Here is a 19,990-nt window from a genome sequence, read left to right on the forward strand (position 1 = left end):
CGTCGTGACGACCTCGCTCGCATGGACCCCCGAGATCGGGTCGAACGGCATGTCGGCGTTGTTCTACGTCGATAGCCGCATGACGTCTGACTACAATACCGGTTCGGATCTGGCGCCTGAGAAGATCCAGGACGGCTATGTGCTGGTCAACGCGCGTATCGGTATCCGTGGACGCGATCAGAAATGGGCATTGGAATTCTGGGCACAGAATCTGACGAACAAGGATTACATCCAGGTCGCATTCAACACGCCGTTCCAGGGTGCCGGGTCGGTCGCCAACACGCAGCGCTTTGGCGCCACCGCCAACGCACTCTATTCGTCGTTTCTGGCCGAGCCGCGCACCTATGGCGTGACGCTGCGAAGCCGCTTCTGATCGCAAAGGGACCGATCAACCCGGCCGGCCGCAGCAATGCGCGCCGGTCTTTTGCGAGATCGGTTCCTTCACGCCTCGGCTATTGCGCCGTGCATGGGTCATGACCTGCGATGTGACATGGGGCCGTACGCGTTCGAGCCGGTTGAATCGCCGCAAGATCCTCGAAGGTGTCTGTACGCGGCTGGCAAAGGCACCACGGCGGGCCGCTAAAATCCAGTCGGCTTTTTTTGCGACCTCACAGGAGATCGATTTTCGCAAAGCAAGCAGAAAGCCGGCCTGGATAATTCACTATCAGAATGTGTATCCGATGGCGACCGCGCCCAGCCACTGGCTCTTTGATCCGGCAACGCTCACTACCGGACTATCGGCGAAATCATTGAGCATCCGGCGATAGGTGCCCCCGGCGATAAGTTTGAACCCATGGAGTAGATTGCCGGTCAACGAATAGGTGACCAGTCCGCCCACGGTATAGTTTTTCCATCCCTTGCTGGCGTTGTAAACCGGCAGCGTGCTCGCAATGCTCTGCGTCGGTGAGACGGTGAAGTAGGTATCGGCATAGCCGCGCCCGGCGTGTTCGGCCGAGGCGAACAGGCCGACCGCCGCCTTCGTGCTGAGCGGGGTCAGGTAATTGACCGAGGGCTGCCAGATTTCACTGTCATGCGCGTTGTTCACGTCGTGACGATAGCTGACCGACACCGAAAGCTTATCGTAGGGGCTGGTGATGACACCGGTCTTGCCGATGCCGATATATCCGCCGACCTCGATCGCGGTCTTTTCCTTGCCAAGGGCGCGAACCCGTACGTCATCGATCTGCTTGATGCTCTGGCGGTCAAAGTTCACCGCAGCGATCGGCCCGAGCTGGAAATCGATCGTGTCGCCCTCGCGGTTCGGGATCAGGTCCAGGCTGGCGCGCGTACCAAGCACCGTAAACGCAAATCCCTTTACCGATCCGATCGCGACCGGACCGCCTGTAAAACGATAGTCATTCGATCCATCGTAATCCGGCAGATACACACCAGCTGCCGCAACCGTGATGGTGTCCCCACCTAGCTGATCGGTCATCTCCCTGGCCTCAGGCGAGGGTGGTGCTTCCTGTGCCGAGGAGGGGGCTGCCAAGCCAAGAGCGAGAGCCGCTGTCGGTAAGCTTGCTAGACGGATGATGCGCAACAATGCTTGTTCCTCACGTAAGCCGCCCTAACGCTTCGGACTGACGGTATCTCCTTGAAGGGGAAGGCAGGAGATAAAATCCAGTAGAGGGTGTTGCAAATGTGCATCACAATTAAGGCGCATGTGGGCACATCGATCGGATCCGGCAGTTCTGATGTCAGCATACGGCCGCTAAAATCAGCACGTATGCTCCTGTGCTAGACCGTTCGGACCAGCTGAAAGGCCTGATGTCTCGTCATTTGGTCTTGAAGGGACGGCGACACGGGGCGTCTCTCTGCTAGCGATCGACCTCGCTCGCCACACTCGCGCGATATTGCTGGCGCAAGCTGACCTTGTCGATCTTCTCCGTGCCCAACCGGGGCAGAGGCGCGGCCGACAACCAGATTTTTACCGGCACCTTGAAGGCGGCGAGGTGCTGGCCAAGAAAAGATCGTAGTTCCTCTGGATCCAGGCTCTTGCCCTCGGCGGCGTGGACCACGGCGCCGGGCACCTCGCCGAAGCGCTCGTCAGGCAGGCCGAATACCGCCGCTTCGGCGACGCGCGGATCGTTGTACAACGCAGCCTCGACCTCTTGGCAGGCGATGTTCTCACCGCCGCGGATTATGATGTCCTTCTTGCGGTCGACGATGAAGAGATATCCGTCCTCGTCCAGAAAGCCGATGTCCCCGGTTCGGAAGAACCCGTCGGCGGTGAACGCTGCTTCCGTAGCGGCCGGGTTGTTCCAATAGCCAAGAAAGTTCGCTGCGGAACGGATGCCGATCTCTCCCCTGCTGCCCTGCGCCAGTGAGGCGCCCGCGTCATCCAGGATAGCGATCTCCACCAAGGGCGCGGAAGGCCGGCCGGCGGAGTTCGGCTTGGCTGTGTAGTTCGTCCGCCAATTGCCAGTTCCCACTGCATTGGTCTCAGTCAGGCCATAGCCGATCAACGGTGCTCCCTCCATTTCGGCATCGATACGGCGAACATGTTCCACCGGGCGAGGCGCCCCACCGGCCGCAAAGTCGCTGACGGTCGACAGGTCATAATTTGCCCGATCAGGATGGGTGAGTATCTCAAAGCTCATCAGCGGCACGCCCACGAAGTAGGTCACGCGCTCCTGCGCTATCAGCCGCATCGCCTCCTCGGCATTCCATTTTGACATCAAGACCAGCTTGCGCCCCAGCGCGAAGCTTTGCAGAAGCACCGCCACCTCGGCGGTGACGTGAAACAGCGGCAGGTTGAGCAGCGTTGCGGGCTGACCCTCGGGCGGGTTGCCCTCAGCCGTTGCAATGCCGAGCATCGTCAACGCCTGCGACAGAAAACCGAACGTTCCCTGCACCACCGCGCGATGATCGCTAAGCGCGCCCTTCGACTGCCCGGTTGACCCGGAGGTAAACAGAATGGTGGCGTGGTCGTCGGCGACGATCGTCGGCAATGGCGTGTCGGGCCGACTGTTCGCTGTTACCCCGAGCAGCGCCTCGCCGATCGGGAGCGTGTCGTCCACCTGGACGATGCGGGCGGAAAGACGGGACACAGCGCGCAGCCGGGCCACTCGCGGGGCATCGGCGAAGACGAGGCTGCATCCAACCTCGTCTATTGCCGACGCCAACTCCTCGGACTGCCACCAGCCGTTGAGCAGCGTCGCAACGCCGCCTGCCATCATGATACCCATGTACAGGATGATCCATGCCGGCGAATTGCGCATGGCGATGCCGACGCGGTCACCCTTGATGACCCCCTCAGCCACAAGCGCACGCGCCACACTCTTGGCGGCGGCATGCGTCTCGGTAAAAGTGAGCCGTTCATCGTCGGCGACGAGGAATGTCGAGCCGCCATGCTGGTCGCAGAAATATGCGAAATAGTCGGAAAGCGTGGGCGGCGCTCCGGCGACGATCGGCAGCCGGCGACCGAAGCGTTCGACGCTGCCCAGCACCAGCGGACCGCCTTCGCTCGTCAGCGACGCTATCATCGCGTTCATCTTGAGGTCGAGCTCGGTTGGCATCACACTCTCCAGCTGCTATCTTTTTCCTTCTTATGGCGTGCTTGGTTCTGACCGCAACGTCGTTAATCGGTCGGCAAAATGCTCAGCGCTCGCTCAAATGCGCCGTTCTGGTCCGCTTGCGGCATGGTTGCCCGCTGCGGGCACTGCCCAAAAGTTGCCGAGCTGCAATTTATCAAATCCTTCCATTCGTCGTCGGCGATCTGAATCGCATTTCTCGTATCCCTCTGCGCAACGGTTAATTGTCAGCACTGACCGCCTTATGCTTCGTTGCGTCGAATAGCGTTGCGTGCTTCAACGTCTTCCCGCATTTGTCCTGCATGACCGATGGCGTCGACCCAACGGAAGCAGGCGATCGCGTGACCGCGCAGCGGGAGCCTCGCCAAAGGGTTTTCCTGAGCACATCGCTTGAACGCTTTGGGAGCGCTGAGACGACGCAACATCGCGTCCGTGATTTGTCTCCTAAGGGCATGCGCATCGATCAGGCAGCAGGCTTACAGGTTGGGGCAACCGTCCTTGTAGCAATCGGCCGCCTCGAGGCCGTTGGCGCAACGGTCGTGTGGGTAAAAGAAGACTCTGCGGGTTTGAGGTTCGCGGAAACTGTCGATCCGTACCTGGCACGGGGAAAAGCGGTCGTGCGTCCCAATGCCAACGTCCTGCCTAGCCGAGAAACGCAACCGGGGGCGACAGCAGGCTGGGTTGCCGATCTTGACGATGCCTATCGTAAATAACGGCGGAGACACTTACCAGCCAAAAGGAATGTGGTCCGCCTTCCTCGCCCGGCACCGACCGCAAGCGATGGACGTCGGCCCGGATCAGGCTAGCATAGACTGCGAAGCGCTAGCCGCCGATCTGCGGATCGGCGTGGAAAAAGGACCCCTCATCCCGGTGGTCTAGCGTGCATCGGTGGCTGCCCACCAGTTTTGCTCTCCCGATTGAGAACGGCGATCGGCGCGACCGGGCCTTTCTCGAATGGGATCCTCCAACGGGACGGCCGGCATCGAACCGCCCAAGCATCCAGATAGCAGGTTTCGCTTTCCCAAAACCTGTTCCCGAAATATAAGTCCCGAAATTCGCTGATTGGGATGGAGTTTCGGGACAAATGCTGATCGGCTACGCGCGCGTCTCGACGGCCGATCAGGATTTGGCGCTGCAAACCGATGCACTGACCAAAGCCGGATGTGAGAAGCTGTTCACCGACAAGGCGAGCGGCGCGAAGGCTAACCGGCCAGGGTTGGCTGAAGCCCTCGAGTTCGTGCGTGCCGGCGACACGCTGGTGATTTGGAAGCTCGACCGACTTGGCCGCTCGATCCAAGGTTTGATCGAATTGGCGGCCGACCTGTCCGCCCGCAAGGTCGATTTCCGATCGCTGACGGATGGGTTCGACACGGCCACTCCTTCGGGTCGGCTGCTGTTCCATATTCTCGCCTCGGTCGCCGAGATGGAGCGCGAGTTGATAAAGGAACGGACGATCGCTGGCTTGGCAGCGGCTCGCGCGAGAGGCGGCACCGGCGGGGGCCGCAAATCTGTGATGACCACCGACATGCTCGACACTGCGCGCAAGCTGCTCGCGGCCGGTGATAGTCCCGCTAAGGTCGCGAAACTGCTGCAAGTCGGCCGCTCAACATTTTATCGACATTTCCCGGCGAGCGATCGGGAGCCAGCATGATCCGCCCGCGCCAACAGCAGGAGGTTCAGCACGGCCGCCTCGACAAGAAACTCTTCCTCTGCCCCTCGAAGGCCGCGGAGATGGAGACGGGTCATCCCGTGCTTCACCTTGGCATCGGCGAACAGCCGTTCAACGCCGCGCCGCAGCCGCATCGATCGCTTAAACAGGCCCGTTCGCATCTCGGCTCGGGCGAGATCGCGTGCGTCCTCGTCCTCCATACGGCACAGCCCGCGGTGACGTCCCCCCGTGCATTGCTTGCGCAAGGAACATGCCTGGCAGTCGTTCGGTCTAGCGGTATATCGATGCACCCCGGTCGGCCGGTGAAAACCGCGGTGCGCGAGCATGTTCCCGGCCGGACAGGTGTAGCAATCACGATCGGGATGGTAGGTGAACGCGTCGCGCGCGAACTTTCCCTTGGTCTGCTCGGAGCGCTCGATCACAGGAATGTGGGGCAGCGCCCCTTGATCGCGTACGAAGGCGAGGAAGGTGGCGCTGCCATAAGCCTTATCAGCGGCGACGCGTCTGGGCCGGTAATCGAACCGATCAGCTGCCCGCGCCAGCATATCGCGTCCCGCATCCACCTCGTCCGCGAAGCGGGCGGGAGTTGCTTCGACATCGAGTGCGGCTCCGCTCGGAGTATCGATCAGGACATTCAGTGCATAGCCGAACCGCCCTCGGACGGTGCGAGCCGACCAAGCCGCGGCAGGATCCGTTCGCGATACACCCGGAAACCCCTTGGTCGTGCCGGGCAGCTGCGCCGGAACCCTCGCCTGATCGGCCAGCCATTCGCGCACCGGCCGGGTTGCGCAACTCGCGTCCGGCAGGTTGACCGGGAGTACCTTGCGCTGCCAGCTCGCATCCGCGGCGATGAACGAGGCGTCGATCGCGGCGTCTTTGCCGGCGACCAGTCCCTTCGTAACGCAGCGCCGGACCGTGTTCTCGAACAGCAAACGGAACACTCCGGCATCGCGGAAGCGGCCATGCCGGTTCTTGCTGAAGGTAGAATGATGCGGGACGGATGCACCTGCCGAGAGGCGACAGAACCAGCGGTAAGCGAGATTGTAGCGCAGCTCCTCGCACAGTCGACGCTCCGACCTGATAGCGTAGATGCGACCGATCAGCGCCATCCGGATCAGCAGCTCGGGATCGACCGAGGGGCGACCGCGCTGACTATAATGCTGCGCCAACGCGGCCTTCAGCTCGCCCATGTCGAGTAGCCGGTCGACACGGCGAAGAAGGTGGTCGCGCGGCAACATGCCATCTATGGTTCGGGAGCCCGGCCCGGACCTTCCGTTATCGCAAGCCGTGCCCATCATGGCGCCGCTCCTTCATTCTCGGAAGCGAAACAAAGGGAAGAGATCAACGTGTCCGGTGTTTTTCAACAGTCCCGATCGTTTGTGCGACAGCCGACCAGCAATCTGGCCAACGGTCGCCGAAAGCACGAAGGCACCGACGCCGACTCCCGAACGGTCGGCGAAAACACGAACTTTCGCGCTCGATTGCCGCTTCTCGGAGAGGTAGGGTCGCTTAACAGGCCAATCTTCGTGTTTTCGCCGACCGATTGGCTGACCTACGGAAGCGAACTATGAGCCAAGCCGTAACACCTCAGGGCGACCTGTTCACCCTCGACAGCCCGCTGCTGACAGAGGTACGCGGCGAGCAGTCGCTTATGGCGTTCCCCTTCTTCGCCTTGAGCAAGGGGAAATGGACCAAGCCGCTGGCCTATAAGAGCGACGCGGTGTCGATCGAGATCACGGCGACCGCCAAGGGCGTGGCGACGATCTATGACAAGGAGGTCCTCCTCTATATCGCCAGCCTGATGGTCGCGAAGCTCGAGGCCGGCATCGATGTCAGCCAGGAATTCTATTTCACTGCCCATGACCTGTTCCGGATTACAGGGGTTAGCGGGTCGGCTCGATCCTACTCGCGACTTTCGGACGCGTTGGAGCGCCTACAGGGCACACAGATAAAGACGAATATCGAAGCCGGTGGCGAAGGCCAGGCCGGCTTCTTCTCCTGGCTGTCCGAAGCCCAGCTCCATTATTCAAAAACAAAAACGGGTGTTAAGCGTCTCAAGGCCGTCAAGGTGCGGCTACGAGAACATCCGCACCGCGCTGGACCTCCAGGCCACGCAACGACGCCACGGCGTCCCGGTGCTGCCGCTCCGCGTCATCTGCGGCTTGGAGAAACCACAGCATCGCAACGATCGCGTCATCCTTGAGACCACCCACGCGCTTCTCATGGTTCCTCAGGGCAATGCTGAAGACTTGCGACGCGTTAACGGCGAGTTGTTTGATCTGATTGCCACTCCAGCAGGTGGCGGCGATGACGTTGCAGCCCTAGCAGGACTACGACGTTAAACTAAGTCCTCCTGCAAACGGTCGGGGCTGTTGAAAAGGGCGATGCTCAGCCGCTCCCCTTCTCACGAGGGTACCTAACCCTGTGGGCCTGGCCTTTAACCCAGCAAAAGATCTCCAATCAGGCGAACAGGTCGCCGATCGCGCGCACCCGGAAGGCATTGAGCCATCGGCGCCGACGATGCTCCCCAGCGTCGTGACGCATGTGGCACCGCTGGCAGAGCGCGGCGAGGTTGCGCGGCCGGTTGTCGCCGGGATCATGGTTCAGGTGCGCGCTGGCGAGAATGACACGCGTGACGCGCATGGAGGCGGGCGGGTCGATGCCAGCGAACCCCGGTTGCGCGCCCGCCAGGTCCGCAGGCGCGGCGAGGCAGCGTAGCACCCCGCCCTGCCCGTCGCGCCAGCGGCTTGCGTCCTCGTCCCACCATACGCCATCACCGAGGTGCAGCACGTCTCGGCCGTGCGGACGCCGGCAATGCTCGCAGCGCCCCTTGGCGCGGCCGAAGCGGATAAGGTTCGACAGTTCGCGCCAGTCGATCGGGTAGAGCCAACGATGTTCGGGCGCGATCGGCATGACGATTCTATGATTCACTGCCGGCCAGAACGAAAGCGGAAACTTGCCTTATGTCCCTACTCTCCTGCAAACCTTCTTAGTGTCACAGGTATAAAGGCTAACAGTGCAGAATTACACCAATGCGAACTTCCGCGGCCGACCACCCTTACGACCGTTGGCGCGCGAGGCGGCGACCTTGACAGCCGTCCGGGAGCGCCCCCCTTCCGCGCCGAGCTGGCGCGCCATCCATTGCTTGGAGCCGAACACGCCCTGGAGCAGCGCCGGAACGTAGAGGTCCGCATCGAGCTTGGGCCAGTGCAGTCCCAAGCCCGCCGGGCTGACTTCAATTTCAGCGAGGTTGTCGGGCGAAGCATCGGCCAGTCCTTCTGCGAGCCGCGTCGGAAACGTCAGCTCGACCCCGGTGTTCAGCGCAACCACGACCCGCGACCGCCGACGATCGTAGCGGGCGGACACGGCATGACCCGCGGCGCGGATCGCTTCCATACGCGCTTCGGCTTGCGCCAGCTCCTGCTCAGTAATCGCCATGTATCGTCCTCCATTCCGCGCATAGTGTCGGCACCAGCTCGACCAGCGCCTCCTCGATCCGGTTCACGTCCGGCACCTTAAAGCCGTAGCTTTCCCGCAGGTCGGGTGGACCGCCGGGACAGTTCAGGTTGAACACCGCCTCCCCTTCCGCGCCCTTCACATGGACATGCGCCGGTCGATGATCGTTGGGCCAGATCACGACCCGCAGGCCACCGATGCGATAGACGACGGGCATAGGCCAACATATCAGAAACCCAAGCGCTAGGGAATAGTTGCACTGCGAGCGCCCCCCTTGCGGGGCCGCGCTCTATCTCCGCTGCGCTTCGACCGAGCCGCCATGCCCACGTCTCAGCGCTAGCGCGTGACGATCGCTCGCGGCAGGATAAAGGGTATTCCCTTCACGCCCAAGAACCTTCATAGTGTCACAGGTAAGAGGAGCAGAAGGGGCGAAGGTGCAAATCTACTCACTTATCAGCCAGAAGGGCGGGGCAGGTAAAAGCACCCTTGCCCGTCAGCTTGCGGTTCTCGCGGGCGAGACGGAGCCGAGCCTCATCATCGACCGCGACCCACAGCGTACGACAACGAAATGGTGGACGCGCCGCGAGCAAATCGAGCCGGCCATTGAGCGCCCCGAGCTGATCGACCTAGACGGCACCACCTTGACTGACGCGGCCAAGAGCCTTCGCCGCAAACCGGAGGGTGCGTTGTTCATCGACACCCGCCCGGCCGTCGAAGAGCCGGAGGCCGAGGCGGCGCGCGTGGCGGACTTGGTGATCGTGCCGGTGCGGCCGTCTCCCGACGACCTTGAGGCGGTTGGCGAGACGTTGAAGATTCTCCGCCGGCTCGACCAGCGCGCAGTCGTTATCGTCAACGCTGCGAAGAACGACTCCCGCGCGACCGCGGCCCGCGCCGCGTTGTCGCGCTACCCAGTCCCGGTTTGCCCGACCCATCTATCCGACCGCACCGTTTATCTGGACGCCTCACTTGAGGGGAGGGGCGTGACCGAAATGCGCGGCCAAGCCGCACGCGACGCGGCCGACGAGCTACGCCAGGTTTGGAGCTGGATTCAGGAGATACGACATGAGCAGTAAGCGCACCGGTCGCGCGCTCGCCGACGTGATGGGCGAGCTGGACGAAGAACCCGCCGCGGCCCCGATCGCTGTGGCGACGGCTAACGCCGCTCCCGTTCGAGACGCCGCATCGCCGGCGATCGTGCCGATCAACGTGCAAGTCACCCCCCGCGACCGTAAGCGGCTTCGCCAGCTTAGCCTCGACACCGGGCTTAGCTTGCAGAAGCTGGGGCATGAGGCGTGGAACCGACTGTTGGAAGCGCGTGGGCTGGAGCCGTTGGAGGCGGTAGCCGCGAGCGTGCCGAGCGGCCGATCGCGCCGCTGACCTTGGAGCCTTTATGACTAAGAAGGGCAGAAGGAAAGAAGGTGACCCGGTCGGCTTGCTCGGCCAGCTCGACCTATTCGTGACGTTGCCCGGCGACATACCGACCCACGACGAGCAGGAGATGATGGAGCGGCCATTCTTCAGCCTCTCCAAACAGCGCCGCAGCGAACCGATCGACTATTCGGTGCAGAACGGCACCGCCACCGTCACCGTCAACGTCACGGCCCCGGCCGAGATCGGCATCGCGACCATATGGGATTGCGACATCCTGATATGGGCGGTGTCGCAGCTCCGGGCGGCGAAGGCGGCGGGACAACCCACCACGCCGCACTTTCACGTCCCGCTCTACGAGCTGCTACGCGGGATCGATCGGCCCACCGGAGGAAACGAGTATCGCCGGATCGTGGAGGCGCTTGAGCGGCTGAGCGCCACCTTGATCCGCACCAACATCCGCCAGGGGAAGAAGAAGCGCCCAGAGGGCTTCCACTGGATCGAGCGCTACTCGGCACCAACCGACGGCCTTGGGCGATCGACCGGCGTCGAGTTTACCATATCCGATTGGCTCTACGAGGGCGTGCTGACCGATCGCCTCGTGCTCGGCATCGACCGAGCCTATTTCAAGCTGACCGGCGGGATCGAGCGGTGGCTTTACCGCGTCGTGCGGAAGCATGGCGGTCATCAGGCGGCAGGTTGGGCTTTCACCATGAAGCAGCTCCACCACAAAAGCGGCAGCACCCAGCGCGTGGCCGACTTCGCCAAGGAGTTGCGAGTTGCGGTCGAGCGGCAGCGGCTACCCGGCTATTGGCTGGAATTGGTGAGGAACGATGAAGGTGAGGAGGTTCTTAACTTCACAGAGAGATGCCAACTTTCGACCGACCACCCGGGCTTTCAGTTCAAGCGCTTGCCGCGCCCACCGATGGGGTTTCCAGCCGACTGATCGCCAGGGGCCAAAACCCCGATAGTGAGCGAGCTCCAACTATCGGGGGAATGGCCCCTGCGAATCACGGGGTTTTGGCCCCGCGAATCACGGGGTTTTGGCCCCTGGAACTGCCGCTAAGCCATTGAGTAAATGGCCAAAAATGGCTCCGTAAGAGTCTTAAACCTCCTATTACATAGGAGATTCTTCTTAAAGAATCCCGCCTGTGGATAACCCGAGCCAAGGCATCAAGCGGGGGCCAAAACCCCGATAGTACGCGGTACAAGCCAACCGGGCATGACCAACCAGTGAAGAAAAAGACATTGCGGAATCGACCTACCGGCCGATAGGTTTTCGCAGCGTGCCGCCTTCGGCGTCACAAGGGCGGCGCAAGCGCCGCTGGCTAGGCGGGGAAGAAGTGAGGCGGGTGGCGATGGATATTGCTCGCTACGGCCGCCCAGGCGCGCCGTGAGGGCAGGAAAGGACTTTTTAGGTGGGTCGGGGGCTTGTTCCGGCGAACGTCGCCAGCGGGGCTTAAATCAGGCCGGATCGACGGCGAACTCGCGCTGGTCGTAATAGCGGATTTTCTCGACCGCGAGGGGGTGTTCGCCCTGGCGCAGCAGCAGAAGTTGGTCGGGCCGCATCCGCATGATTTCGTCGGGCGTGGCGAGCCGTCGTGCCGAGACGTGTCCGCTGATGCTTTCCGAAGGGCCGGCGCGGTTGTCGCCCCAGCCCGTGCCACGCGACGTGCTGACGGTATCATATTCGATCGTGGTGTCGCCGATCGTGCGCGAGAGCATGTCGGCAGTCGCGTGATCGTTCACCCCGAACGTCTGGATCACGCCGGCGTTCGACATGAAGGTGCCAGCGCGCTCGCCATAGGTCGCCTTAAGCTGGTGCATGTCCTGGAGGATCGGCCAGAGCTGGAGGCCATAGCCCGCCATCAGCCCCATCGCGCGCTCGACCGGTTCGAGGCGACCAAGCGCGGCGAACTCGTCCAGCAGGAACAATACGGGCCGGACAGGCCGGGCGGTGGAGCGCGCCATGTCGGTGACGGCCTGGCTCACCAGCAGGCGGAGCCAGCGGGCATAGGTATCGAGCCGATCGGGTGGCAGGCACAGGAACACGGTAGCTGTCGTGTCCTTCAACCCGGCAAAGGTGAAATCCGATGCGGCCGTGCTGGCGACGATGCGGGGGCTATCGAGAAAGTGGGTATGGCGCTGCGCCGAGGACAGCACGCCGGCCGCTTCGCGATCGGACTTGCCGAGCTGGCGGTTGGCGGCGCGGGCGATCAGGCCACCCGCGCCGGCGCTGTCCTGCATATCGGTCAGCAGCGCGGCGAAGCCGGCAGGGGCGAGCGTCAGCTTGTCGCGCACCGTCGCCAGAACGCGACGATCGGCGGGTTCGTGGACGACGGTGTGCAGGATCAGCCCGGCGATCAGCGCCTTGGCTTCCTCATTCCAGTGCGCTTCGCCCGATTGCCCCGGCGCGTCATGCACCAGCGCGTCGGCGAGGGTGTTGGCATCTTCCGCGAGATCAAGGCTGGCGGGATCGAGCCGGTCGAGCGGATTGTAGCGTGACGGGGGCTGACCCGAGACGCCGAATGGATCGAGGCACCAGACCTTGCCCTTGGCGGCACGCGCGCGGGCGGTGACGCGGGCGTTCTCGCCCTTGGGGTCGATGCAGATCACCGAGCGATCGAGCAGCAGCAGGTTGGGGATGATCGTGCCGACGCCCTTGCCCGATCGGGTGGGTGCCATCGTCAGCAGGTGCGCCGCGCCGTCGTAGTGCAGCAGCTTGCCCGACTTCGCCGAGCGGCCGATAAGAAGATCCCCGTTCGCTTCCAGCTTCCGCACGTCGGCACGGTCGCCGAAACGGGCAGAGCCGAGCAGATCATTGTGCTGGTTGGCGGCACGCCGGTTGAAGCGCCAGGCCAGGAGCAGGATCGCGCCGGCCAGCAGGAACGGAATGTCGGTCGCGATCTCGCCATAGCCGAAGATGCTCTTGAGCCAGGCGTTGCTCGCCATCAGCACCACGAAGGCGACGAGGACCGCGAACAGCGGGCTGATCCGTCGCCTCGGCATCAGTGCGCGCCCATCGGCGTGACCGGCAGGGACCGATCGGCGTCGGGATGATCGAGCAGCCGGAGCAGGATTTGCGAGACGAGGGGAGGGGGCACGCCCTCATCCAGCATCATCGCGAAAAACGCATCGTCGTTGGGTGTCGGGATCATGTCCTCGATGACCAGGTTGGCGCGCGAGTCCGCCATGTCCTCATGCCACATCGCGATTTCCGCCGGCGTGCCGCGCACGAAATTCATTGCGCGGACCTCGCGGCGGATCGTCTCGATATCGAAATCGCTCATTGCGCTTCGCTCCCTTCCGCTTCCGCGTCGAACGCGCGTTTTCCGCGCCTTTTCCATAGCGCCAGGATGTCGCTAGAATCGTCGCCGCGACCACGCCCGGCGAGATCGAGCAGCGCGCCGTAAAGGGTGGCGCGATCGTCGTCGGTCAGTTCGACTAGGCCGGCTTTCTGGACCAGTCCGCCCAGCTCAATCAGGTGGCGTGTTCGTTCACGACGCTGCACGACCCAGCCCCTGCTATCCGTTCGCCGTTCCGCCGCTTCCGCCCGCAGCGTCGCCGCCTGGTTCAGTCGCAGTGCCCGATCCGTCGATTGCAGTAGCACTGCCACCTTTGCGCCCGCGCCGCTGAAAGAACGAAGCGCCCTTTGCGCGCCATGCCTCCTTTGCGCTGGCATCCTTCGATCCGATCGCGTCGAGTAAGACGCCGGCGAGGGTTTCCGCGTCGAGCGCATCAGCGCCAGTTGCAGCGACGAGCTGGCCGAGCTGTTCGACCCGCTTCGCCTTGAGTACGCGGGCCTTGTCGCCCAGCGCTTTCAGTTCGGCATCGTAATCGCGAACCTTCCGCATCGAATTTACCCTTCCGCGTATCGATCAGCAGTATCTTAGCTCTACTATCGTGCGGGTAAGGCCAGAACGAGCAGAAAGCAGCACCAAGTCAGTCGGGAGCTGCGGAGCAGATCGTGAGTGCGCGCTTATACGTCGTTGCCGACGTGCGCTAAGTAGGGCAGTGTACGGAGCGTCATGGCGATCTACCATTTCTCCGCCAAGGTTGTGAGCCGCGCGAATGGATCGAGCGCCGTCGCGAGCGCCGCCTATCGTTCCGCGTCCGAGCTGCACGACGATCGGCTGAACCGCGATCACGACTTCAGCAACAAGGCAGGCGTGATCCACTCCGAAGTGATGTTGCCGGAGGGCGCACCGGAGCGTTTAAACGACCGCTCGACCTTGTGGAACGAGGTGGAGGCCGGGGAGAGGCGCAAGGACGCGCAGCTTGCCCGCGAGGTAGAGTTCTCGATTCCGCGCGAGATGAACGAGAAGCAGGGCATCCAGCTCGCCCGCGATTTCGTGAAGAAGCAGTTTGTGACACGCGGTATGGTCGCGGACCTCAACGTGCATTGGGACAAGGCGAAGGACGGCACGCCCAAGCCGCATGCGCATGTGATGATGACGATGCGCGAAGTCGGGCCGGAGGGGTTCGGGAAGAAGAACCGCGACTGGAACAGCACCGAGCTGTTGAAGGACTGGCGCGAGGCGTGGAGCGCGCACGTCAACGAGCGCATGGCCGACCTGGCGCTTGAGGGCCGGATCGATCATCGCTCCTATGAGGCGCAGGGCATTGCGCTGGAGCCGCAGCACAAGATCGGCCCGGCAGCATCGCGGCGACCCGAGCAGGGACTTGAGGCGGAGCGGATCGAGGATCACACGCGCATCGCCCGCGAGAACGGCGCGAAGATCATCGCCGATCCCAATGTCGCGCTGGACGCGATCACGCGCAGCCAAGCGACGTTCACCATCCGGGACCTTGCGACGTTCGCGTTCCGGCACAGCGACGGCAAGGAGCAGTTCGACCAGGTGATGGGTGCGGTGCGCGCATCACCCGAGCTGGTAGCATTGGGGAAGGACGGTCGCGACCAGGAGCGGTTCACGTCGCGTGACATGATCGCGACCGAGGCGCGGCTTGAGCGCGCCGGTGACGATTTATCGAGGCGTTCGGATCATGTGCTCCCGGCAGCTTCAAACAGGGGGGGTCGGGAGGGCAACCGCGCTGCCGGGAGTGAAGGTATAACGCTCGGCGACGAACAAGTTGCCGCGCTTGAGCATATTTCTCAGCCGAACGGTCTGGCGGCGGTGATCGGCTATGCCGGTACGGGCAAGTCGACGATGCTGGGCGTCGCGCGCGAGGCTTGGGATGATGCCGGCTACACGGTGCGCGGGGCAGCGCTGTCTGGCATCGCGGCCCAGAACCTCGAGGGCGGTTCCGGCATTCGGTCCCGCACCATCGCCAGCCTTGAGCACGCATGGGGGCAGGGCCGCGAGCAGCTAGGCCCCAGGGACGTACTGGTCGTGGACGAGGCCGGCATGATCGGCTCGCGCCAGATGGAACGGGTGCTGTCCCAGGCACGCGACGCCGGGGCCAAGGTCGTGATGGTCGGCGACCCAGAGCAGTTGCAGGCGATCGAGGCGGGGGCGGCGTTCCGCAGCATCACCGAGCGGCACGGTGCGGCCGAGATCACCGAGATCAGGCGGCAGCGCGAGGACTGGCAGCGCGATGCCACGCGCGCGCTGGCGACGGGGCGCACCGGCGAGGCGATCCATGCCTACGATGGTCGCGGCATGGTTCACGCGACAGACACGCGCGAGCAGGCGCGGGCCGAGCTGGTCGACGGTTGGGATCGCGCGCGTCAGGCCGAGCCCGGAAGCACCCGGATCATCCTTACTCACACCAACGCCGAGGTGCAGAGCCTCAATGGCGAGGCGCGCGACCGGTTGCGCGCAAGCGGCGACCTTGGCGATGACGTGACCGTAAAGGCTGAGCGGGGCGAGCGCCAGTTCGCGACCGGCGACCGCATCATGTTCCTGCGCAACGAGCGCGGCATGGGGGTCAAGAACGGCACGCTGGCGACGATCGAGCGGGTATCGCCCGAGGGCATGGCGGTGCGCCTCGATGACGGGCGCGGGGTTGCGTTCGACACCAGGGACTATGCCCATGTGGACCATGGCTATGCGGCGACGTTCCACAAATCGCAGGGCGTGACGGTTGATCGCGCCCACATCCTCGCCACCCCCGGCATGGACCGGCACAGCGCCTATGTTGGCATGTCGCGGCACCGCGACAACGTGCAGCTCCACTATGGCCGCGACGACTTCGCCGATCAGCGCCAGCTTGTCCGCGCCCTGTCGCGCGACCGGGGCAAGGACATGGCCGGCGATTACGCCCGGCCCGAGCAGGACCAGGCCCGCGCGTTCGCCGATCGGCGCGAGATCCGGTTCCCGGAACTCGCGCGCCAGGTGGTGGCGAAGGTCCGCGACAAGGCGCGGGGCATGTTCGACGGCTTCCGGCCGAAACCGGCAGCGGAGCGGGCGATGTCGCCGGAGCGCAGCGCGGCCGACCGCCCACTTCCACCTTCGCAGGCCAAGGCGATCGAGCGTTATGCGCGTGCCGGTGCCGACATAGGCCGGATGCTCGAGAAGGGGTTGCCGGTGTTGGCGCACCAAGAACAAGCGCTGGCGAAGGCCGGCGACGCGCTTGACCAAGTCCGGCCCCATGCCGCACGCGACCTCGCATCGGCGATGGCGCGCGATCCGAAGCTGATCGAGCAGGCCGCAGGGGGCAACACCAGCGGCGCGGCGAAGGCGATGGAAACCGAGCGCCAGGTCCGCATCGATCCGGAGAAGCGCGCAGGCCGGTTCGTGGAGCAGTGGCAGGGCATGAAGGAGGCGCGTGCCAGCATGGAGCGCGCCGGCGATCGTGAGGGCGCGGGGAAGATCGGCAAGCGCATGGAGAACATGGCGGGCGGACTGCATCGCGATCCGCAGCTCGAATCCGTGTTGCAGCGACGCGCCCCCGAGTTGGCGTTGAGTATGGAGCGGAGCCGGTCGATCGGGCAGGAACTGGCGCAGTCGGTCAGCATCGGGCGTGACCGCGACCGTGGCATGAGCCGGTAGGTGACGATGGATACTTCGACAGGCTCAGCACAGGCTGATATTCAGGAAGGCGGCGATCCAGCGGAGGCGTTCGATCGGTTGCGCGCCGTGATCGAAGGCCAGGACCGCGAGCTGGCGTTGCTACGCCGTGCCGTGGAGGGCCTGGCGGCCGAGCGGGCGCATATCGACGTGCCGGACTATACCGAGACGTTGGGGCGGATGCAGCAGGGCGTGGACGCCACGGCCGAGCGGATCGCGGTCATCAACGACGTGATCGTGCGGAGTCCGGCGCTGGCGATGACGCCCGAGCAGATGGCGCAGCGCATCGCCGCAGCAGGCAACGCCGCCCGGCGCGAGGATCAGGCGGCGCTCGCCATCGGGCGTAAGGGGCTGGAGGACGCAACGCGCCAGCTCCAGGGACTTGTTGCATTGGCGCGGCACGCCAGCGAGCAGAACAGATGGCTGGCATGGTCAGCGATCGGCGGCGTCGCGACCGGCATGATGTTGTGGGCGGTCGGCGCGGGCGTCGTAGCGCGCGCCGTGCCGGAGAGCTGGCTCTGGCCGGAGAAGATGGCGACACGCAGCTTGCGCCTGGACACTTGGACCGCGAGCCGGCGACTGGCGGCCGTCAGCCAGCCCGGCACCTGGAACACGATGGTCGCGGGCGCGGTGATTGTGCAGGAAAATCGCAAGACGATCGACGATTGTAGGAAAGCCGCGGCAAGGGCGGACGAGCCGGTGAGATGCACGGTCAAAATCGCCGCAGAGGAACGGTAGGCATGTCGGAAAACCAGAACACGTTACAGCTCGCCTTGCGTGGCGAGGACGAGTTTACGTCCTTTGATATGGCGCTAACCAAAGAGGAATCGTCGAGACATATACCAGGATCGGTGTGGGGGACGCAGAATACTAATCCGTTTGCGCGCAATGCCTGAAACCACCAAAAAGAGACTGTCGCCTGACGCCATGCGTGCGCTGATTTTCAGGATCGGGTTTTCTGGCGGTAAACCCTTCACAGTGAGGTCGTTTGCCGGTGGCTAGAAAATTGCTGGTTTTCTGGTGACGGGGTAGCCCGGGCGTCCCGTTTTCCATGTGCAACGGCCGACCCGCAACTTTTGCGCGTTTGGTGTTTTTATGCCGTATCGTACAAGAGTCATTAAGCCATGAAACAGATCGTCCCTGTCGTTCTAGCCCTGATCCCGTTGGCAGTAGTGGTCGGTGCCTGTATAACCTGCCCCTAAATTTCAGGACAAAGGCCGCCAGATATGTCCGACTGACTGTGCTGCTCGGCTGCGGAGCAGTGGCGCAGGGGTAGTGGTTACGGCAGTTCATCCCTTTCTGCGTCCATAATCCCGATCGGCAAGACGGCTACCAGCCCATGTTTGACGTTCGGGGATGAGCGGGTCGCTCGTCACCTGCCGGAAGGCATAAGTGGCAGTCAGGTCCTCTCTTGCTGCCGGGCTTCCTGACCACGGCGGCAGACGACGAAGAGATGCAGCCGGGCGAGGCCCGGGGCGTCGGCCAACGCGGTCATAGAACGTCCCGGCAACGAGGCGGCTAGGTCCTTTCAGTAAATGGGCGCCAGACCTGCCGGCAGCATCTGCTTGGCGTGTTGCAAATGCCGTTCGATCACAGGAACTGCGGTTGAAGCCACCTGCTTCAAGGCAGCATCAGTCCCGTCAGTGGCATAACCCTTGTGCAGAGCCCAAGCCGCCTGATGCGCCTGTGCCTGCTGTTGCAGATAAAGATCATCGAACGTCGCCTTGGGCGCTTTTTTCAGCAACGCGATTTTGGCCGCGTTGGCCGCGGACAGCTTTGTCGAGGGCCGTGCAATCGTGCGGTCGTCATTCTTCAGCGCTGCCATCAGTGCCTTCGTCGTGCCGGTATGATCGGTGATCATCTGCTTGGCAAAAGACTTGATGTCGTCGCGCTTGCTTTTCGTCAGAGCCAGACGGCTGGACTGAATTTCGTAATTGTCCGAGTCAGCCGCCAATTTGACATAGTCGGTCGCTGATGTTGCAGAGAGGGGCGACACCCCCACCTCTGTCGGCGTCAGAGAGCCGGTAGAAGCCATCATGTCCTGAGCGACGGCAGGCGCAATCAAAATCAGAGCCGATGCACCGGCAAGTATTAGCGATCGAAACATGGAGCTTCCTCAAGCAGTTCAACGTCGCTTAACGCTGTCGATATTCCCGAAGTTCCGCCTGATCTGAAAGCCAGCGCGCCAGCGCATTTTGTCGGCTGGCTTCGAAGTGACAGATCGGCAGCCAGTCATCCACTCGTTCAGCTTGGCGGACCGTCTCGGGAGGTTCATGTTGACCGGCTCCGCATACCGGATCGGTCACGGCCAGATGTTGCGCTTTGGCGACACAGGCTTCGAAAACATGGTTTTCCTGACAAAATGCTCGACACATCCGCGTGAATAATCCTAGCTTGAAAAGAAACCCGATATTCGAAAACGAAATCGTTCAGGGAGAGTGACGACCATGCGTCTTACCGCATACCTGCTGTCGGCAGCGACGATCGCGATTGCCACGCCCGCCGTGGCGCAAGAGGTGACCCCCACGACCAACGCCGAGCGGCAGGTACCGTCGCGGGGGACCGCGAGCGGCGCGGTGCAGGCGGAAACCGCGGGACGTGGCGATGCTGCCGTCAGCGAGCAAGCGGGCGGTAGCGCGGGTGACATCATCGTCACCGCCACGCGCCGCGCCAGCCCGCTCAGCGACGTCCCGATTGCGGTAAGCGCGATCACGCAGGAGGCATTGCAGAATACCGGCGCCAACGACATCCGCGCGCTGAACCAGCTCGCACCGTCGCTGCTGGTGTCCTCGACCGGTAATGAGTCGAACGCCTCGGCGCGTATTCGTGGTATCGGTACAGTGGGCGACAATCCCGGCCTCGAAAGCTCCGTCGCTACCTTCATCGACGGTGTCTATCGGAGCCGCACCGGCGTCGGCCTCAACGAACTCGGGGAGATCGAGCGGGTCGAGGTGCTGCGCGGACCGCAGGGTACGCTGTTCGGCCGCAACGCA

General features: G+C 63.3%; 21 protein-coding genes and 1 pseudogene. 10 read left to right on the forward strand and 12 right to left on the reverse strand.

What is annotated here, in order from left to right; genetic code table 11:
- A pseudogene (locus U1708_RS19200) lies at positions 1 to 373 on the forward strand (TonB-dependent receptor); the annotation flags it as partial.
- 291 nt (positions 374 to 664) lie between these two features.
- On the opposite strand, the gene U1708_RS19205 reads toward U1708_RS19200, so the two are convergent.
- Together U1708_RS19205 and U1708_RS19210 are read right to left on the reverse strand one after the other, a co-directional pair.
- The gene (locus U1708_RS19205) at positions 665 to 1,435 is read right to left on the reverse strand and encodes a MipA/OmpV family protein (protein ID WP_084215428.1); all 771 of its coding nucleotides are present in this window, start codon (positions 1,433 to 1,435) and stop codon (positions 665 to 667) included.
- A 382-nt stretch (positions 1,436 to 1,817) separates the two neighbouring features.
- Positions 1,818 to 3,518: a class I adenylate-forming enzyme family protein gene (locus tag U1708_RS19210; RefSeq protein ID WP_037533466.1), complete on the reverse strand. Its 1,701-nt coding sequence runs from the start codon at positions 3,516 to 3,518 to the stop codon at positions 1,818 to 1,820.
- A gap of 317 nt (positions 3,519 to 3,835) precedes the next feature.
- Between U1708_RS19210 and U1708_RS19215 the strand changes: the two genes are divergently transcribed.
- Complete coding sequence (locus U1708_RS19215) at positions 3,836 to 4,246, forward strand: PilZ domain-containing protein (protein WP_084215426.1); 411 nt, start codon at positions 3,836 to 3,838, stop codon at positions 4,244 to 4,246.
- Positions 4,247 to 4,617: 371 nt separating this feature from the next.
- Positions 4,618 to 5,184 (forward strand): recombinase family protein, encoded by a 567-nt coding sequence (locus U1708_RS19220; RefSeq protein WP_242140613.1) that lies wholly within the window; start codon positions 4,618 to 4,620, stop codon positions 5,182 to 5,184.
- Here the strand turns inward: U1708_RS19220 and U1708_RS19225 are convergent.
- Entirely contained in the window at positions 5,145 to 6,440 is a 1,296-nt protein-coding gene (locus tag U1708_RS19225) for a transposase (protein ID WP_332747795.1), read from the reverse strand. The genes U1708_RS19220 and U1708_RS19225 overlap by 40 nt on opposite strands.
- 329 nt (positions 6,441 to 6,769) lie before the next feature.
- On the opposite strand from U1708_RS19225, the gene U1708_RS19230 reads away from it, so the two are divergent.
- The gene (locus U1708_RS19230) at positions 6,770 to 7,405 is read left to right on the forward strand and encodes a replication initiator protein A (protein WP_332747797.1); all 636 of its coding nucleotides are present in this window, start codon (positions 6,770 to 6,772) and stop codon (positions 7,403 to 7,405) included.
- Positions 7,406 to 7,662: 257 nt separating this feature from the next.
- On the opposite strand, the gene U1708_RS19235 is transcribed toward U1708_RS19230, so the two are convergent.
- The 3 genes from U1708_RS19235 to U1708_RS19245 form a co-directional block, all read right to left on the reverse strand.
- Complete coding sequence (locus U1708_RS19235; RefSeq protein ID WP_332747801.1) at positions 7,663 to 8,133, reverse strand: hypothetical protein; 471 nt, start codon at positions 8,131 to 8,133, stop codon at positions 7,663 to 7,665.
- A 93-nt stretch (positions 8,134 to 8,226) separates the two neighbouring features.
- Positions 8,227 to 8,640 carry a DUF2442 domain-containing protein gene (locus U1708_RS19240; protein ID WP_037533461.1) on the reverse strand — a complete coding sequence of 138 codons (414 nt, stop codon included), beginning with the start codon at positions 8,638 to 8,640 and terminating at the stop codon, positions 8,227 to 8,229.
- Positions 8,627 to 8,875 carry a DUF4160 domain-containing protein gene (locus U1708_RS19245; protein WP_037533459.1) on the reverse strand — a complete coding sequence of 83 codons (249 nt, stop codon included), beginning with the start codon at positions 8,873 to 8,875 and terminating at the stop codon, positions 8,627 to 8,629. Before U1708_RS19245 ends, U1708_RS19240 begins: the two co-directional genes overlap by 14 nt.
- Before the next feature lie 217 nt (positions 8,876 to 9,092).
- Between U1708_RS19245 and U1708_RS19250 the strand changes: the two genes are divergently transcribed.
- From U1708_RS19250 to U1708_RS19260, 3 genes are read left to right on the forward strand one after another with little or no spacing between them, the layout of a single operon-like run.
- Positions 9,093 to 9,731 (forward strand): nucleotide-binding protein, encoded by a 639-nt coding sequence (locus U1708_RS19250; protein ID WP_037533458.1) that lies wholly within the window; start codon positions 9,093 to 9,095, stop codon positions 9,729 to 9,731.
- Positions 9,721 to 10,035: a hypothetical protein gene (locus tag U1708_RS19255; RefSeq protein ID WP_037533456.1), complete on the forward strand. Its 315-nt coding sequence runs from the start codon at positions 9,721 to 9,723 to the stop codon at positions 10,033 to 10,035. Before U1708_RS19250 ends, U1708_RS19255 begins: the two co-directional genes overlap by 11 nt.
- A gap of 13 nt (positions 10,036 to 10,048) precedes the next feature.
- Positions 10,049 to 10,972 (forward strand): replication initiator protein A, encoded by a 924-nt coding sequence (locus U1708_RS19260; protein ID WP_084215424.1) that lies wholly within the window; start codon positions 10,049 to 10,051, stop codon positions 10,970 to 10,972.
- A gap of 518 nt (positions 10,973 to 11,490) precedes the next feature.
- Here the strand turns inward: U1708_RS19260 and U1708_RS19265 are convergent.
- Genes U1708_RS19265 through U1708_RS19280 form a run of 4 tightly spaced genes read right to left on the reverse strand, consistent with a single transcriptional unit; the run spans position 11,491 to position 13,880 of the window.
- Positions 11,491 to 13,035 (reverse strand): type IV secretory system conjugative DNA transfer family protein, encoded by a 1,545-nt coding sequence (locus tag U1708_RS19265; RefSeq protein WP_332747808.1) that lies wholly within the window; start codon positions 13,033 to 13,035, stop codon positions 11,491 to 11,493.
- Positions 13,035 to 13,316: a hypothetical protein gene (locus U1708_RS19270; RefSeq protein WP_332747810.1), complete on the reverse strand. Its 282-nt coding sequence runs from the start codon at positions 13,314 to 13,316 to the stop codon at positions 13,035 to 13,037. Before U1708_RS19270 ends, U1708_RS19265 begins: the two co-directional genes overlap by 1 nt.
- A complete protein-coding gene (locus U1708_RS19275; protein ID WP_037533475.1) occupies positions 13,313 to 13,537 on the reverse strand; it encodes a conjugal transfer protein TraD in 225 nt (74 codons plus the stop codon). The genes U1708_RS19270 and U1708_RS19275 overlap by 4 nt, the downstream gene beginning before the upstream one ends.
- A 13-nt stretch (positions 13,538 to 13,550) precedes the next feature.
- A complete protein-coding gene (locus U1708_RS19280; RefSeq protein WP_037533471.1) occupies positions 13,551 to 13,880 on the reverse strand; it encodes a conjugal transfer protein TraD in 330 nt (109 codons plus the stop codon).
- A gap of 174 nt (positions 13,881 to 14,054) precedes the next feature.
- On the opposite strand from U1708_RS19280, the gene traA reads away from it, so the two are divergent.
- Together traA and U1708_RS19290 are read left to right on the forward strand one after the other, a co-directional pair.
- Positions 14,055 to 16,979 carry a Ti-type conjugative transfer relaxase TraA gene (gene traA, locus U1708_RS19285; protein ID WP_332747813.1) on the forward strand — a complete coding sequence of 975 codons (2,925 nt, stop codon included), beginning with the start codon at positions 14,055 to 14,057 and terminating at the stop codon, positions 16,977 to 16,979.
- 6 nt (positions 16,980 to 16,985) lie between these two features.
- The gene (locus tag U1708_RS19290) at positions 16,986 to 17,735 is read left to right on the forward strand and encodes a DUF6118 family protein (RefSeq protein ID WP_037533555.1); all 750 of its coding nucleotides are present in this window, start codon (positions 16,986 to 16,988) and stop codon (positions 17,733 to 17,735) included.
- Between the two features lie 790 nt (positions 17,736 to 18,525).
- On the opposite strand, the gene U1708_RS19295 is transcribed toward U1708_RS19290, so the two are convergent.
- Together U1708_RS19295 and U1708_RS19300 are read right to left on the reverse strand one after the other, a co-directional pair.
- On the reverse strand, positions 18,526 to 19,104 hold the full coding sequence (locus U1708_RS19295; protein ID WP_052149427.1) for a DUF4142 domain-containing protein: 579 nt from the start codon (positions 19,102 to 19,104) through the stop codon (positions 18,526 to 18,528).
- 28 nt (positions 19,105 to 19,132) lie between these two features.
- Positions 19,133 to 19,303 carry a hypothetical protein gene (locus U1708_RS19300; RefSeq protein ID WP_198527101.1) on the reverse strand — a complete coding sequence of 57 codons (171 nt, stop codon included), beginning with the start codon at positions 19,301 to 19,303 and terminating at the stop codon, positions 19,133 to 19,135.
- Between the two features lie 141 nt (positions 19,304 to 19,444).
- Between U1708_RS19300 and U1708_RS19305 the strand changes: the two genes are divergently transcribed.
- Positions 19,445 to 19,990 (forward strand): TonB-dependent receptor plug domain-containing protein (locus U1708_RS19305; RefSeq protein ID WP_332747819.1); only part of this gene is annotated, 546 nt, incomplete at its 3' end.

The sequence above is a fragment of the Sphingomonas arabinosi genome (genome assembly GCF_036663715.1).
Taxonomy (GTDB): domain Bacteria; phylum Pseudomonadota; class Alphaproteobacteria; order Sphingomonadales; family Sphingomonadaceae; genus Sphingomonas.

What these genes read in the sequence shown, in the direction of transcription:
- U1708_RS19205 (WP_084215428.1), bottom strand. Translation starts at nt 1,435, where the DNA reads ATGACCGATCAGCTAGGTGGGGACACCATCACGGTTGCGGCAGCTGGT.
- U1708_RS19210 (WP_037533466.1), bottom strand. Translation starts at nt 3,518, where the DNA reads ATGCCAACCGAGCTCGACCTCAAGATGAACGCGATGATAGCGTCGCTG.
- U1708_RS19215 (WP_084215426.1), top strand. Translation starts at nt 3,836, where the DNA reads ATGACCGATGGCGTCGACCCAACGGAAGCAGGCGATCGCGTGACCGCG.
- U1708_RS19220 (WP_242140613.1), top strand. Translation starts at nt 4,618, where the DNA reads ATGCTGATCGGCTACGCGCGCGTCTCGACGGCCGATCAGGATTTGGCG.
- U1708_RS19225 (WP_332747795.1), bottom strand. Translation starts at nt 6,440, where the DNA reads ATGTTGCCGCGCGACCACCTTCTTCGCCGTGTCGACCGGCTACTCGAC.
- U1708_RS19230 (WP_332747797.1), top strand. Translation starts at nt 6,770, where the DNA reads ATGAGCCAAGCCGTAACACCTCAGGGCGACCTGTTCACCCTCGACAGC.
- U1708_RS19240 (WP_037533461.1), bottom strand. Translation starts at nt 8,640, where the DNA reads ATGGCGATTACTGAGCAGGAGCTGGCGCAAGCCGAAGCGCGTATGGAA.
- U1708_RS19245 (WP_037533459.1), bottom strand. Translation starts at nt 8,875, where the DNA reads ATGCCCGTCGTCTATCGCATCGGTGGCCTGCGGGTCGTGATCTGGCCC.
- U1708_RS19255 (WP_037533456.1), top strand. Translation starts at nt 9,721, where the DNA reads ATGAGCAGTAAGCGCACCGGTCGCGCGCTCGCCGACGTGATGGGCGAG.
- U1708_RS19260 (WP_084215424.1), top strand. Translation starts at nt 10,049, where the DNA reads ATGACTAAGAAGGGCAGAAGGAAAGAAGGTGACCCGGTCGGCTTGCTC.
- U1708_RS19265 (WP_332747808.1), bottom strand. Translation starts at nt 13,035, where the DNA reads ATGCCGAGGCGACGGATCAGCCCGCTGTTCGCGGTCCTCGTCGCCTTC.
- U1708_RS19270 (WP_332747810.1), bottom strand. Translation starts at nt 13,316, where the DNA reads ATGAGCGATTTCGATATCGAGACGATCCGCCGCGAGGTCCGCGCAATG.
- U1708_RS19280 (WP_037533471.1), bottom strand. Translation starts at nt 13,880, where the DNA reads ATGCGGAAGGTTCGCGATTACGATGCCGAACTGAAAGCGCTGGGCGAC.
- traA (WP_332747813.1), top strand. Translation starts at nt 14,055, where the DNA reads ATGGCGATCTACCATTTCTCCGCCAAGGTTGTGAGCCGCGCGAATGGA.
- U1708_RS19290 (WP_037533555.1), top strand. Translation starts at nt 16,986, where the DNA reads ATGGATACTTCGACAGGCTCAGCACAGGCTGATATTCAGGAAGGCGGC.
- U1708_RS19295 (WP_052149427.1), bottom strand. Translation starts at nt 19,104, where the DNA reads ATGTTTCGATCGCTAATACTTGCCGGTGCATCGGCTCTGATTTTGATT.